General features: G+C 71.2%; 11 protein-coding genes. 7 read left to right on the top strand and 4 right to left on the bottom strand.

The genetic code is table 11. The features are described 5' to 3' along the window. Nucleotides 1-21: 21 nt before the first annotated feature. The 4 genes from JMF97_RS01815 to JMF97_RS01800 form a co-directional block, all read right to left on the bottom strand. A complete protein-coding gene (locus tag JMF97_RS01815) occupies nucleotides 22-510 on the bottom strand; it encodes a universal stress protein (protein ID WP_203219920.1) in 489 nt (162 codons plus the stop codon). Between the two features lie 6 nt (nucleotides 511-516). Beyond that, the gene (locus JMF97_RS01810) at nucleotides 517-2,091 is read right to left on the bottom strand and encodes an MDR family MFS transporter (protein WP_459541065.1); all 1,575 of its coding nucleotides are present in this window, start codon (nucleotides 2,089-2,091) and stop codon (nucleotides 517-519) included. A 230-nt stretch (nucleotides 2,092-2,321) separates the two neighbouring features. Continuing rightward, nucleotides 2,322-2,762 carry a MarR family winged helix-turn-helix transcriptional regulator gene (locus JMF97_RS01805; protein ID WP_307816726.1) on the bottom strand — a complete coding sequence of 147 codons (441 nt, stop codon included), beginning with the start codon at nucleotides 2,760-2,762 and terminating at the stop codon, nucleotides 2,322-2,324. Between the two features lie 107 nt (nucleotides 2,763-2,869). Further along, nucleotides 2,870-4,573 (bottom strand): alkaline phosphatase D family protein, encoded by a 1,704-nt coding sequence (locus tag JMF97_RS01800; RefSeq protein WP_203219918.1) that lies wholly within the window; start codon nucleotides 4,571-4,573, stop codon nucleotides 2,870-2,872. A 150-nt stretch (nucleotides 4,574-4,723) separates the two neighbouring features. Here JMF97_RS01800 and ftsY point away from each other — a divergent pair, with 150 nt between their 5' ends. From ftsY to JMF97_RS01765, 7 genes are all read left to right on the top strand, one after another. Continuing rightward, nucleotides 4,724-5,914: a signal recognition particle-docking protein FtsY gene (gene ftsY / locus JMF97_RS01795; protein ID WP_203219917.1), complete on the top strand. Its 1,191-nt coding sequence runs from the start codon at nucleotides 4,724-4,726 to the stop codon at nucleotides 5,912-5,914. A gap of 6 nt (nucleotides 5,915-5,920) precedes the next feature. Then, on the top strand, nucleotides 5,921-6,784 hold the full coding sequence (locus JMF97_RS01790) for an aminoglycoside phosphotransferase family protein (protein WP_203219916.1): 864 nt from the start codon (nucleotides 5,921-5,923) through the stop codon (nucleotides 6,782-6,784). Nucleotides 6,785-6,964: 180 nt separating this feature from the next. Next, complete coding sequence (locus JMF97_RS01785) at nucleotides 6,965-8,329, top strand: ammonium transporter (RefSeq protein WP_203219915.1); 1,365 nt, start codon at nucleotides 6,965-6,967, stop codon at nucleotides 8,327-8,329. A gap of 24 nt (nucleotides 8,330-8,353) precedes the next feature. Beyond that, a complete protein-coding gene (locus JMF97_RS01780) occupies nucleotides 8,354-8,692 on the top strand; it encodes a P-II family nitrogen regulator (protein ID WP_165521895.1) in 339 nt (112 codons plus the stop codon). Between the two features lie 13 nt (nucleotides 8,693-8,705). Then, complete coding sequence (locus JMF97_RS01775) at nucleotides 8,706-11,036, top strand: [protein-PII] uridylyltransferase (protein ID WP_203219914.1); 2,331 nt, start codon at nucleotides 8,706-8,708, stop codon at nucleotides 11,034-11,036. A 342-nt stretch (nucleotides 11,037-11,378) separates the two neighbouring features. Continuing rightward, nucleotides 11,379-12,926: a signal recognition particle protein gene (ffh, locus tag JMF97_RS01770; protein WP_203219913.1), complete on the top strand. Its 1,548-nt coding sequence runs from the start codon at nucleotides 11,379-11,381 to the stop codon at nucleotides 12,924-12,926. Between the two features lie 59 nt (nucleotides 12,927-12,985). Then, nucleotides 12,986-14,065: an amidohydrolase family protein gene (locus tag JMF97_RS01765; protein ID WP_203219912.1), complete on the top strand. Its 1,080-nt coding sequence runs from the start codon at nucleotides 12,986-12,988 to the stop codon at nucleotides 14,063-14,065. The last annotated feature ends 107 nt before the right edge of the window (nucleotides 14,066-14,172 follow it).

Here is a 14,172-nt window from a genome sequence, read left to right as displayed (position 1 = left end):
AGCGAGTTTGTGGTTGCGGTTTCACGGTACGACGACGACGGGCCAGCGTCCGGTGCGGACCAGGCGGGTGGCGACCGAGCCGACCAGGCGGTGCCCGGCCTGCTCGGACGAGCCCACCACGACCAGGTCCGCCCGGGTCTCGTCGGCCGCGGCGCACAGCTCGGCGTACGCGTCGCCCCGTCGGCAGAGGAAGGTGACCGGCACGTCCAGCTCCTCGGCGCTGCGGCGGCACTCCTGGCGCAGATCCTCGGTCAGCTCGTCGTGGGTCTGCTGCACCGCCTCCGCCACCACCCCGGACATCATGGCGGCGAAGCCGGCCGGCGAGCTGACGAACACCACCACCAGCCGGGCACCCTGTCGACGAGCCAGACCGGCGGCGTACGACGCGGCGCGCAGCGAGGTCCGGGTGCCGTCCACTCCGACCAGCACCACCCGAGGCCCGTCGGTGCCCCGCTCATAGGGCACCGCGCGGGCCTGCGGGCCGTACTGCTGACGATCCATGGTGTCCATGTCGGGTCAGTCCCGTACGCCGGTGCGGATCACGGCCGTCGCGCCACCGGCGGCCACCGTCGACTCCTGCTCCACCTCGTCGGTGAGCGGGCCACCGGTGTGCCGCAGCAGCGGCACCTCCTTGATGAACAGCACAGCGATCAGGGCGATCAGCCCGAACGGTGCGGCGGCCAGGAAGATGTCTCCGGCCCCGTGCCCGTACGCGGACTCCACTACGGCGCGGATCGGCGCGGGCAGCGCGTGAACGTCGGGCAACGTGCCACCGCCGGCGCCCGAACTCGGTACGCCGAGCGCGGCCAACCCCTCGCTGAGGTAGCGGGTGACGTTGTGACCGAGCAGGGCACCCAGGGCGCTGACGCCGACCGCGCCGCCGAGGCTGCGGAAGAACGCCACCACCGAGCTGGCAGCGCCGAGTTCGTGCGGCTCGACGGTGTTCTGCACGGCGAGCACCAGGTTCTGCATGGACATGCCCACGCCGAGGCCGATGAGCGCCATGTAGATGCTGACCTGCCAGTACGGGGTGTCTGCCCGCAGCGTGCCCATCAACGCGAAACCGACGGTGAGCAGCGCCGAGCCGGCGACCAGGTAACGCTTCCAGCGGCCGGTGTTGGTGATGATGCGGCCGACCACGGTGGAGGAGACCAGCAGACCGAGGATCATCGGCAGAGTCATCAGGCCGGACATGGTGGGGCTGGCCCCACGGCTGATCTGGAAGTACTGGCCGAGGAAGACCGAGGCGCCGAACATGCCCACACCGACGGCGATGCTGGCCACCACCGACAGGGTGATGGTGCGGTTGCGGAACAGCCGGGGCGGGATCAGCGGCTCACTGGTGCGGGTCTCCACCCGTACGGCGGCGGCACCGAGCAGCAACGCGCCGATCACCATCACCGCGGTCTGCCAGGAGGCCCAGTCGAACTGGTTGCCGGCGAGCGACACCCAGATCAGCAGCAGCGACACGGCACCGGTGATCAGGGTGGCACCCCACCAGTCGATCTTCACCTTGCGGCGGACGACCGGCAGGTCGAGGGTCCGCTGGAGCACGACCAGTGCGGCCAGCGCGAACGGCACGCCGACGTAGAAGCACCAGCGCCAGCCGAGCCAGGAGGTGTCGACGATCACGCCACCGATCAGCGGCCCGCCGATGGTGCCGACGGCCATCACCGCGCCGAGGTAGCCGCTGTAGCGGCCTCGTTCCCGTGGCGCGATCATCGTCGCGATGATCACCTGAACCAGCGCGGTGAGACCACCGGCGCCGATGCCCTGGACCACCCGGCAGGCGATCAGTTGCTCGGTGGACTGTGAGAGCCCGGCCAGCACCGAGCCGAGCACGAAGATGGCGAGGGAGAGCTGGACCAGCACCTTCTTGCTGGTCAGGTCGGCGAGCTTGCCCCACAGCGGGGTGGTCGCGGTGGTGGCCAGCAGCGTCGAGGTGACCACCCAGGTGTACGCGGACTGACTGCCGTTGAGCTCGGTGATGATCCTCGGCAGCGCGTTCGCGACGACCGTGCCGGACAGGATCGCGACGAACATGCCCAGCAGCAGACCGGAGAGGGCCTCCAGGATCTGCCGGTGACTCATCTGTACGGGCATCGCTCGGGCGGGAGCGCTCGCCTGAGTCATGGAGAAGCCTCCAAGCGGAGTGGAAATTGTTGCCGGAGGCAACCGTAGGACTTGGTTGCCTGAAGCAACAACTTGCCTGGCGGGAGGTCTATTCCAGCTATCTGGCGGGAGAGTGTCGCTGAATGCGCCCTATGTACGAATCGCGGCTAAAGCCCGCCGCCCGGATTGCGCAAACGGGTGCGGCGGCGTCAGCCCCAGGCGTCGTTGAAGCGGCGGAGCAGCCGGGCCAACTCCTCGACGTCCTGTTGCGGCCAACTCTGCAACGCCCGACGGATCTGTCCGAGTCGGGGGGCCCGAGCGGCGTCGAACCGGCGCTGGCCCTCCTCGGTGAGGCTGAGTTGCGCGGCCCGCCGATCACTCGGGTCCGGATCCCGTCTCACCAGACCGAGGGTCTCCAGGCTGTGGATCTGTCGGCTGAGCGTGCCCTTGCCGACCCCGAGCCGGGCGGCCAGGTCGGTGAGCCGGATCGCGCCGGAGCGGCGCAGCCAGAGCAGCAGTCCGTACGCGTTCGGCTCCAGATTCGGGTGCACCTCGCTGGCGATCTCCCACGAGAGGGCCCGACCGCGCCGCAACAGGGCGGCGAGTTCGTCCTCGACCTCGCGCAGGCTCTCCGGCAGCTCGTCGTCCACGGCGACGAGACTACGGAGCCGGGGTGACCGTCCGCTGACTGCCCCGCACCACAGTGTTAACAAGGGGCCCTTCTACTACGCCAGGCGTTAACAAGGTGCCCTTCCTTTCACGGAGTCAGGCGGTGGTGGGCGACCTGGCGCAGGTGGCCGTCGCTGGTGGTGCCCTCGATGACCACGTCGGCGGTCCGGCTGGCGTGGGTCAGCGTGGCCACCGCGTTGCCGAAGTACGGGCCGGCGAGCTTGCGCCAGCGGACCTGCGGCCGGGGTACGCCGGCGGTACGGGCCAGCGCCCGGGTCGCCCCGGCCGGCCCACGGGACCAGCCCAACCGCATCAGCGGACGCATCCCGGCGGGCACCTGGTTGTGGATCGGCGAGCAGGTCAGCTGATGCACCGGGGTGCGTACGGTCGGGTCGGCGAACCGGACCCGGGCCACGTACGAGTGGTGCACGTCGCCGGAGAGCACGTTGATCGACGCCGGGGGCGGGTACGCCGGGCCGGCGCCCTTGCGGTCGTCGGGCTCACCCGGTGTGCCGCCGCCGACGCGGGCGAACAGCGCACCCATGGCGTCGAACGAACGGCGGAACGCGCCCCAGTGCTCCAGGTCCAGCCCGCGGCGAAGGCGTTCGGAGAGGGCGGCGAGCCACGGCCGGGACGAGTCGGCCAGCTTCTCGTTCCACGCCTCGACGTGGTGGATGCCCGGCGGCAGCAGCCAGGGCAGCGAGGAACCGACGACCAGGTGGTCGTAGTCGCCGTGCACCCGGTCGACGAACCAGGACCATTCACCCGGCGGCAACATCGCCCGTTGACCCGGCTGCAACACCCGGCTGCACCTGGTGTCCAGCATGACCAGGCGGGTGCGACCCAGGTCGACCGAGTAGCTCCACTGGTACTGCACCGCCTGCCACCGCTCGGTGTCGTGTGCCAGGTCGGCCTCGGTGTCCACCCGCTGGCCGAACTCGCGCAGCACCTCGGTGGCGTCCCCGGCCGTGGTCACCTTCGCGAAGATCGGGTCGGCGGCGATCTCGTCGGGGGAGAGGTTGCCCAGGTGCTGGTACACCCAGTAGGACGCCAGGCCGCTGGTGATCCGCTCGGCCCACCAGGGCTGCTCGCGCATGTCCGCGCGCCAGGACGCCGAGGTGTTCCAGTCGTCGATGATCTCGTGATCGTCGAAGATCATCACGCTCGGCACGGTGGAGAACAGCCAGCGGATCTCCGGGTCGCCCCAGGACTCCAGGTAGAGCTTCGTGTACTCGTCGAAGCTGACCACCTGGTCGCTGGGCGCGCCCGCCGGGCGGCGTCGCCGTCGGCGCAGCAGGCGCTTCACCGTCGGCGAGGTCTCGTCGGCGTAGACCTGGTCGCCGAGGAGCACCAGCAGGTCCGGCAGGGCCGCCGGGTCCGGGTCGGCCAGGATCCTCCGCGCGTACGCGTCGAGCGCGTCCGGGGGCAGCTTGCGGGTGGTGGCGTGCTGGGTGGTCTCCCGGCAGGAGCCGAAGAGCAGCCGGACCGGCTGATCCCGGTCCTCGGCGGCGCGGGTGCGGATCACGCTGGGCGGGAAACGCCCGTCGGGCAGCGGCCAGACCTCCTGGTCATCGACGAAGACCTGGTAGGTCGTGGTGCTGTCCGGGGTGAGCCCGTCGACCACCACAAGTGCGTAGTGGTGGTCGTACGCGGTGAAGGTGTTCGTCGTGCCGGTGGCGCCGTCGGCCGTGCGGACGGTGACCACCGCCGGGGCCGTGGTCTCCACCCAGACCGTGGCCCGCGTGCCGACCACCCGGCGGAGCAGGGGGCCGATGAGCAGCTCGGCGGGCATGTGGGACCTCCAGATGAGAGTGTTTCGACCTCTACTACCCGGCCGGCCGTCGCACCACTGCTGGCTGTGGCCGAGACTACCGCCGCCCCGCGCCGGGTGCGGGGCAGCGGTGGTTGAGACGCGGTCGGCGGCATCTGACAGGATTTCGGCATGAAGGACTACCTCCTCATCGTTCTCGCCCTGCTCGGTGTGCTGATCCTCGGCGGCATCGGGTTGGTCGTGCCGAGGCTGCGCCGGCGGCCGGCACCGCCGCTGCCGCGCACGGAGGTCGACACCCGGACTCAGGAGGATCTCGCCGGGCCACCGGTGGAGGCGCCGGAGGCCGAGTTGTCCACCGGCATCCTGGTCGAGCCGCCGCCGGTGGTGGAGGCGCCGACCCCGACCGTCGAGGTGCCCGAGCCGACCGCCGGCCGGCTGGTCCGGCTGCGGTCCCGGCTGTCGCGCTCGCAGAACGCCTTCGGCAAGGGGCTGCTCGGCCTGCTCAGCCGCGACCGCCTCGACGAGGACGTCTGGGAGGAGATCGAGGACAGCCTGATCACCGCGGACGTGGGCATCGACGCCACCCGCGAGATCGTCGACCGGCTGCGCGAGCGGACCCGGGTGCTGGGCACCCGCTCGGCCGCCGAACTGCGTGCCCTGCTCGCCGCCGAACTGGTCAACGCGCTCGACCCGGAGCTGGACCGCTCGCTGCGGACCACCCCCAAGGAGGGCGTGCCGGCGGTGCTGCTGGTGGTCGGGGTCAACGGCGCCGGCAAGACCACCACCTGCGGCAAGATCGCCCGGGTGCTCATCGCCGACGGTCGCAGCGTGCTGCTCGGCGCGGCCGACACCTTCCGGGCCGCCGCCGCCGACCAGCTGGAGACCTGGGCGGGACGGGTCGGCGCGGAGACCGTCCGGGGCCCGGAGGGCGCCGACCCGGCAAGCGTCGCGTTCGACGCGGTCCGGCGGGGTATCGACACCGGCGTGGACACCGTGCTCATCGACACCGCCGGCCGGCTGCAGAACAAGGTCGGCCTGATGGACGAGCTGGGCAAGGTCAAGCGGGTGGTGGAGAAGCACGGCCCGATCGACGAGACCCTGCTCATCCTCGACGCCACCACCGGGCAGAACGGTCTGGAGCAGGCCCGCGTCTTCACCGAGGTGGTAAACGTCACCGGAGTGGTGCTGACCAAGCTCGACGGCACCGCCAAGGGCGGCATCGTGATCGCCGTACAGCGCAAGCTCGGCATCCCGGTGAAGCTGGTCGGCCTCGGCGAGGGCCCGGACGACCTGGCGCCGTTCGACCCCGCGCAGTTCGTCGACGCGCTGCTGGGCACCGAAGCCCCCGGTCCGACCGCGTAACCTCGGGTGACCAGAGACAATCGCGCGTACGCGGGCTGGCGCGACCCGAGCCACCCGTCGCAGCGCCTCGGGAGACCGTACGTGACTTCGCAGGAGATCCCCCTGCACGGCGGCAACGTCAGCACCGTGGTGCGGGTCGGCGACACGGTCCGGCGCAACGCCGGACCGTGGACGCCGTCGGTGCACGCCCTGCTGCGCCACCTGGAGTACGTGGGCTTCACCGGTGCCCCCCGCGCGCTCGGCATGGACGAGCGCAACCGGGAGGTGCTGTCGTACCTGGAGGGGGAGTGCGGGGAATACCCGCTGGCCCCGCACTGGGTCACCGACGAGGCGTTGGTCACCGTCGCCACCATGCTGCGGATGTTCCACGACGCCCAGTACGGCTTCGCGCCGCCGGCCAACGCGGTGTGGCGCTCGTTCGGGCCGCCGCCACCGGACACCGAGGTCATCTGCCACCACGACGCCGCGCCGCACAACGTGATCTGGCGTCCGGACGGCACCCTCGGGCTGATCGACTTCGACCTCGCCTCACCCGGCGCACGGATCTACGACGTGGCGTACGCGGCCTGGACCTGGGTGCCGATCTTCTCCGACCGGGATTCGATCACCCTGGGCTGGAAGCGTCCGGACCGGCCGCGCCGGTTGCGGCTGTTCGCCGACGCGTACGGGTTGATCCCCCGTGACCGCCACCGGTTGGTCGGGACCATCCGCAAGCGGATCATCGACCACGTCGAGGGCATCCGGCGGATGGCCGCGGCGGGGGAGCCGGCCTTCGTGCGGATCGTGCACAAGGGCCACCTGCGCCGGCCGATGCGCGATCTTCGACTGCTCGATTACGAGCGGCGTGCCCTGGAATCCGCCCTGCAGTAACCCGTCGGGGGGATAGACCGCCACCAAATGGCTGATCCACCCCCGTCGAAGCGTGGAGCTGTGCGGTTTTCTTCACACGTCCGAAACAAGCCGTGACGCACCGGAAACCAGTCGGGGCCCTTCGTCGAAACAGCCGACGACGAGAGTTCCGGCCAACCGGCGTACGGGCGATGCTGCGCGATGCCGGGAGGGAGGGAAAACGACCCGAGAGGAGGCAGCGTGCCGGAGCTAGATTCTGGTGCCACCGCCTGGATTTTGACTTCTGCCGCGCTGGTGTTGCTCATGACGCCCGGCCTGGCGCTGTTCTACGGCGGCATGACGCGATCCAAGTCCGTGCTCAACATGATGATGATGAGCTTCGGCGCGATCGGCCTGGTCAGCCTGTTGTGGGTGTTCTACGGCTACAGCATCGCATTCGGCGAGGACATCGGCGGGATCACCGGTGATCTCTCCGCCGCCGGTCTGCGTGGCATGTTGGAGAGCGGCACCGAGGGCGGCATTCCCGATCTGCTGTTCGCCGGTTTCCAGCTGATGTTCGCCGTGATCACCGTCGCTCTGATCAGCGGTGCGATCGCCGACCGGGCCAAGTTCGGCCCGTGGCTGCTCTTCGCCGGCCTCTGGGCCACCCTGGTCTACTTCCCGGTCGCGCACTGGGTCTGGGGCGGCGGCTGGATCATGGAGCTCGGCGTGCTCGACTTCGCCGGTGGTACGGCGGTGCACATCAACGCCGGTGCCGCCGCGCTCGCTCTGGCACTCGTACTCGGCAAGCGGGTCGGCTGGCCGAAGGACAAGTTCAAGCCGCACAACCTGCCGATGGTGCTGCTCGGTGCGGGTCTGCTGTGGTTCGGCTGGTTCGGCTTCAACGCCGGCTCCGCCGGTGCGGCAAACGGCACCGCCGCCATCTCGCTGATCAACACCCAGGTCGCCACCGCCGCCGCGGTGCTCGGCTGGATCGTGGTCGAGTGGCTGCGCGACGGCAAGCCGACCACCCTGGGTGCGGCCTCCGGCGCGGTCGCCGGTCTGGTCGGCATCACGCCCGCCTGTGCCTTCCTGGAGCCGCTGGGCGCCATCGCCCTCGGCCTGATCGCCGGTGCGATCTGCGCCCTCGCGGTCGGCATGAAGTACAAGCTCAAGTACGACGACTCGCTCGACGTGGTCGCCGTGCACATGGTCGGCGGCATCATCGGCTCGCTGCTCATCGGCTTCCTGGCCATCGAGGTGCTGGCCGGTGAGGGCAACGCGGGTCTGCTCTACGGCGGCGGCATCAAGCTGCTGGGCCTGCAGGCGGTCGGCGTCATCGCGGTGCTGGTCTACTCGTTCGTGGTCGCGTACATCATCGGGTTCGCGATCGAGAAGACCATCGGCTTCCGGGCCAGCGCCGAGGCCGAGGTCGAGGGCATCGACAACGCCGAGCACGCGGAGAGCGCGTACGAGTTCAGCTCCACGAGTGGTGGTGGCGGGGCTTTCGCCGCCGCGGGTATCGCTTCCTCGGCCAAGCCGAAGAGTGAGCCCACCGAAGCGGTAAGCGAAAAGGTCGCCGGCTAAATTCGTGAGATGGAGGGGTTGGACATGAAGCTGGTGACCGCGGTCATCAAGCCGCACCAGTTGGACGCCGTCAAGGAGGCCCTGCACGCCCTCGGCGTGGCCGGGTTGACTGTCAGCGAGGTCCAGGGTTACGGGCGACAGAAGGGGCACACCGAGGTCTACCGGGGTGCCGAGTACACCGTCGAGTTCCTGCCCAAGATCCGGGTGGAGGTGCTGACCGACGAGATCGACGTCGAGAAGATCGTCGACGCGGTGGTCGGTGCCGCCCGGACGGGCAAGATCGGTGACGGCAAGGTCTGGGTGACCGGAGTCGAGGAGGTCGTCCGGGTACGCACCGGCGAGCGCGGCCTGGACGCCCTCTAAGGAGACACCGTCGATGACCTCGTTGACCTCTCGGCAAGCCTCGGCTTCGAGCCCCACGGCAGCACCGAAGGTCAACGAGGCCGTCGGCGTACCGGCCGGGATCGGCGCCACCGCGCGTCGGGCCCGCTCGGACGCGTACGACGCCTGGCTGGCCCGGCTGCTGCCATCGAGACCGGGCGTCGCCCTGCTCGCGGTCGGCGGGCTGGGACGTCGGCAGTGCGCCCCCTACGGCGACCTCGACCTGGTGCTGGTGCACTCCGGGGTGGCCGGGATCGACGAGCTGGCCGCCGAGCTGTGGTACCCGATCTGGGACGCCGGGCTGCGGCTGGACCACTCCGTACGCACCGTCGCCGAGGCGCTGTCGGTCGCCCAGGACGACGTCAAGGTGGCCCTGGGGCTGCTCGACGCCCGTCTCGTCGCCGGTGATCCTGATCTTGCCGACACGCTGATCCGCAGCGCCACCGATCACTGGCGGCGCACCGCCGTACGCCAACTGGCCCCGCTGTGGGAGACCACGACCGCCCGCTGGCAGGCCCACGGCGAATTGGCCTTCCTGCTGGAAGGCGACCTCAAGGAGGCGGCCGGCGGCCTGCGGGACGTCGGCATCCTGCGGGCCATCGCGATCGCCGGGATCACCGACGCGCTGCGGCCCGCCGTGCACGCCGCCCACCTGCGCCTGCTGGACACCCGCGACGCGCTGCACCACCAGGTCGGCCGGCGCGTCGACCGGCTGCTGGCCCAGGAACGCGAGGGAGTCGCCGCGCTGCTCGGCCTGCGCCAGGCGCCACCCGGCGGCCCCGACACCGGCCCGACCGCCAGCCCAGCGGAACCAGCCGGGGACGGGGACGCGCTGTTGCGCCGGGTGGCCGGTGATGCCCGTACCGTCAGTCATGCTCTCCACGACGCCTTCCGCGCCGCGGACCGGCTGCGTTCCGGTCGTCGCCGGGGTGCCGACGGACGGCCGCTGCGTCGGCCGGTGGCCCGGGACGTGGTCGAGCACGACGGGGAACTGGTGCTGGCCCGTACCGCCATCGGGGCCCGCCCCGACCCCAACCTCTCGCTGCGGGTGGCTGCCGCAGCGGCGGTCACCGGGCTGCCGATCGCCCGAGCCACCTGCGAATGGCTGGCCACCTACTGTCCGCCGCTGCCCACGCCGTGGCCGGCGGAGGCGCGAGCTGCGCTGACCACCCTGCTGGGCGCCGGTGCGGGGCTGCTGCCCGCCTGGGAGACCTGTGACCGGTACGGGCTGATCGACGGCTGGCTGCCGGAGTGGACCCGGCTGCGCAGCCTGCCCCAGCACAACCCGGTGCACCGGTTCACCCTCGACCGGCACCTGGTGCAGACCGCCTTCGAGGCCAGCCGGCACACCCGCGACGTGGACCGCCCCGACCTGCTGCTGCTCGCTGCCTTCCTGCACGACATCGGCAAGGGTCTGCCGGGTGACCATTCCACGGTCGGTGCGCCGATCGCCGAGGCGATGGCCGCCCGGATCGGCCTGCCCGCCGCCGAGGCGAAACTGATCGGCACCCTGGTCCGGCTGCACCTGCTGCTGCCCGAGGTGGCCACCCGCCGCGACCTGGCCGATCCGGTGACCATCTCCGGGGTGGCCGAGGCGGTCGGCGACGTCACCACCCTCGACCTGCTGCACGCGCTGGCCCGGGCGGACGCCGCCGCCACCGGGCCGGGCGCCTGGTCGGACTGGAAGGGCCGGCTGATCGCCGAACTGGTGGCCCGGGTCCGCACCACGCTCGACACCGGCGCCGTACCCGAGCCGCCCGCACCGGACCCGGCGCTGGTGGCGGGGCCGCTGCCGGTCGTACACCTGACCGGGGACCGGGTGGCGGTGGCCGCGGCGGACCGGCGTGGCCTGCTCGCCACGGTGGCCGGTTGCCTGGCCCTGCACCGCCTGGAGGTGCTCGCGGCCGACGCCTCGACGGTGGACGGGCGGGCCCTGGTGGAGTGCCGGGTGCAGCCACGGTACGGGCTGCCGCCCGAGCCGGTGGCGCTCAGCTCCGACCTGCGTCGGGCGGTCGGTGGCGACGTGTCGGTCACCCAGCGACTGCGTGGACGGGCCCTGGCCGCACGGGGGGCGGGGGCCGAACCACGGGTGGTCTGGCACCGGGACGCCGCCACCGACGCGGTACTGCTGGAGTTGCGGGCCGCAGACGCCGCCGGCCTGCTGTACCGGGTGACCAGCGCCCTGGACGCCGCCGGCGCCCAGGTCCGCGCCGCCCGCATCGCCACCCTCGGCGGCGACGTGGTCGACGTCTTCTACCTAGTGGGCGGCTGGCCCTCCGACGCCGAACGCACCCGCCTCGAAGCTGCAGTCCTCGCCGCCGTGTAGTCGACCCCAGCGGCGTTACCGGGAAATGCTGCCAGCAGTTTCGGGGAAAATGCTGCCTCACCTGCCGACGAGGCATCATTTTCCCTGATGTTGCGCCCGGCGGGGTCGTTGCGCGGCGAGGCAGGGATGTTGCGCGGTGCGGGCGGGGATGTGTTGCGCGGTGGGGTGCGGCCCGCACACCCCGCAGGGCAGCGTGGGGAGCGGGTGTGGGAGGGGTTGCCGTCGGGAAAGGGGGCGGCTGGGCCGGGCCGGGCAAGCGGGGTCGGGCTAGGCTAGCGGTGGGCTGGACGCCACCCGCGTGTCCGCACCGTGCCCGCCGAAGACGACAATCGGGATGTTCGCGTGTTTGACACCTTGAGTGACCGCCTCTCCGGGATCTTCACCAAGCTCCGCGGCAAGGGACGCCTCACCGACGCCGACATCGACGCCACCGCGCGCGAGATCCGCCTCGCGCTGCTGGAGGCCGACGTCGCGCTGCCGGTGGTCAAGGGCTTCATCGCGAACGTCAAGGAACGGGCGCGCGGCGCGGAGGTCTCCCAGGCGCTCAACCCGGCCCAGCAGATCATCAAGATCGTCAACGAGGAGCTGGTCACCGTCCTCGGCGGCGAGGGGCGTCGGCTCCAGTTCGCCAAGCAGCCGCCGACGGTGATCATGCTCGCCGGCCTCCAGGGTTCCGGTAAGACCACCCTCGCCGGCAAGCTGGCCCGTTGGCTCAAGGCGCAGGGCCACCAGCCGCTGCTGGTCGCCGCCGACCTCCAGCGCCCCAACGCCGTCGGGCAGCTCCAGGTGCTCGGTGGCCGGGCCGGGGTCGAGGTGTACGCCCCGGAGCCCGGCAACGGCGTCGGTGACCCGGTGCAGGTGGCGAAGGCGTCCCTCGAACACGCCCGCCGTGCCGCCCGTGACGTGGTCATCGTCGACACCGCCGGCCGCCTCGGCATCGACGCCGAGATGATGCAGCAGGCCGCCGACATCCGCGACGCGGTCGACCCTGACGAGGTCATCTTCGTCATCGACGCGATGGTCGGCCAGGACGCGGTGCGTACCGCCGAGGCGTTCCGCGACGGCGTCGGCATCACCGGTGTGGTGCTCTCCAAGCTCGACGGCGACGCCCGCGGTGGTGCCGCCCTGTCGGTGCGTCAGGTGACCGGGCAGCCGATCCTGTTCGCCTCCACCGGCGAGAAGCTGGAGGACTTCGACGTCTTCCACCCCGACCGGATGGCCAGCCGGATCCTCGGCATGGGCGACGTTCTCACTCTGATCGAGCAGGCCGAGGCGGCCTTCGACACCGATCAGAAGGAGAAGATGACCGCCAAGCTGATGGGCGGCGAGCAGTTCACCCTGGAGGACTTCCTCGACCAGCTCATCGCGGTGCGGCGGATGGGGCCGATCGCCAACGTGCTGGCCATGATGCCCGGCATGGGCCAGGTCAAGGACCAGCTCGCCGAGGTGGACGACAAGCACTTCGACAAGATCACCGCGATCATCCGGTCGATGACCCCGGCCGAGCGCACCAACCCGAAGATCATCAACGGCTCCCGACGGGCCCGGATCGCCAACGGTTCCGGCGTCACCGTGATGGACGTCAACCAGCTGCTCAACCGCTTCGCCGACGCGCAGAAGATGATGAAGCAGATGGGCGGCATGATGGGCCTGCCGGGCGGCCGGCGCAAGGCCACCAAGAGCCCGAAGAACAAGCGCAAGGGTACGAAGGGCGGCGGCCGGCCGCGTACCGGTGCCGGCATGCCCGGTGGCTTTCCGGGTGGCATGCCGCAGCTCCCGCCGGGCATGAAGCCGGAGGACCTGGCGGCCGGTCAGGGCCTCCCGCCGGGCTTCAAGCTCCCGAAGATCGACTTCAACAAGCTCGGCAAGGGCGGCCAGCCGCCCCGCTGACCGTACGGCGGGCGGGGCTCCTCGCCGGCGACGGAGAGTGATCCGGTAGGACTGTGCGCATGGCTCTGCATGTGCGCGGTGTGCTCCTGCCGGACGACGAGGTCCGGGATCTGTGGCTGGTCGGCGACCGGATCACCTTCGAACCGGTGCCCGGTGCCGAGACGATCGCCAACGGCGGCTTCGTCCTGCCAGGGCTGGTGGACGCGCACTGCCACATCGGCATCGCCCGGGGCGCGACACCGATCACTTCCCTGGACCAGGCGCGGGCGTTGGCGCGGATCGACCGGGACGCGGGTGTGCTGGCGATCCGGGACGCCGGTTCGCCCTTCCCGTACCCGGAGCTTGAGGACGAACCCGACCTGCCCCGGATGGTCCGGGCCGGGCGGCACATCGCGCCGCCGAAGCGCTACCTGCGCGACATCGGGGTGGAGGTCGAGGCGGCCCAGGTGGCGGCGACCGTGGCCGAGCAGGCGGCGGCCGGCAGCGGCTGGGTCAAGCTGGTCGGGGACTGGATCGACCGGGGGGTCGGTGACCTGGCGCCGGCCTGGGACGCGGACACCATGGCCGCCGCGGTGGCCGCCGCACACGCCGCCGGGGTACGCGCCGCCGTGCACACCTTCAGCGAGTCGGCCGTGGAGATCATGGTGCGGGCCGGGGTGGACTCGGTCGAGCACGGCACCGGTCTGAGCCTGGACCTGATCGACCTGATGGCCCGGCAGGGCACCGCGTTGATCCCCACGATGATCAACATTCAGACTTTCGGTCACATCGCTGACCAGGCCCGACCCAAGTTCCCCGGGTACGCCGACCACATGATCGCCCTGCGGGACCGCTTCCCCGAGGTGGTGCGCTCGGCGTACGAGGCCGGGGTGCCGATCTTCGTGGGTACCGACGCCGGTGGTGGCATCGACCACGGCCTGGCCGCCGAGGAGATGCTGCTGCTGCACGAGCAGGCCGGCATGAGCACCGAGGACGTGCTCGCCGCCGCCACCTGGCGGGCCCGGCAGTGGCTGGGCTTCCCCGGCCTGGTCGACGGTGGCCTCGCCGACCTCGTCGTCTACTCCGACGACCCGCGCCGGAACCTGCGGGTGGTACGCGAGCCTGCCCGCATCGTGCTGCGCGGGCGGGTCATCCGCTGACCCGACCCACCGCACGTCGAGCCGGTACTGCGCCTGGACCCGGAACAGGGGCAGGGGAGGACATGGCGGCCGATGGTAGTGATGCCGCGCCCGATCGCGCTGCCCCG

The organism is Micromonospora fiedleri (assembly GCF_016774385.1).
Taxonomy (GTDB): domain Bacteria; phylum Actinomycetota; class Actinomycetes; order Mycobacteriales; family Micromonosporaceae; genus Micromonospora; species Micromonospora gifhornensis.
The sequence above is the reverse complement of the archived record's forward strand: the minus strand, read 5'-3'. Positions and strand labels throughout refer to the sequence as shown.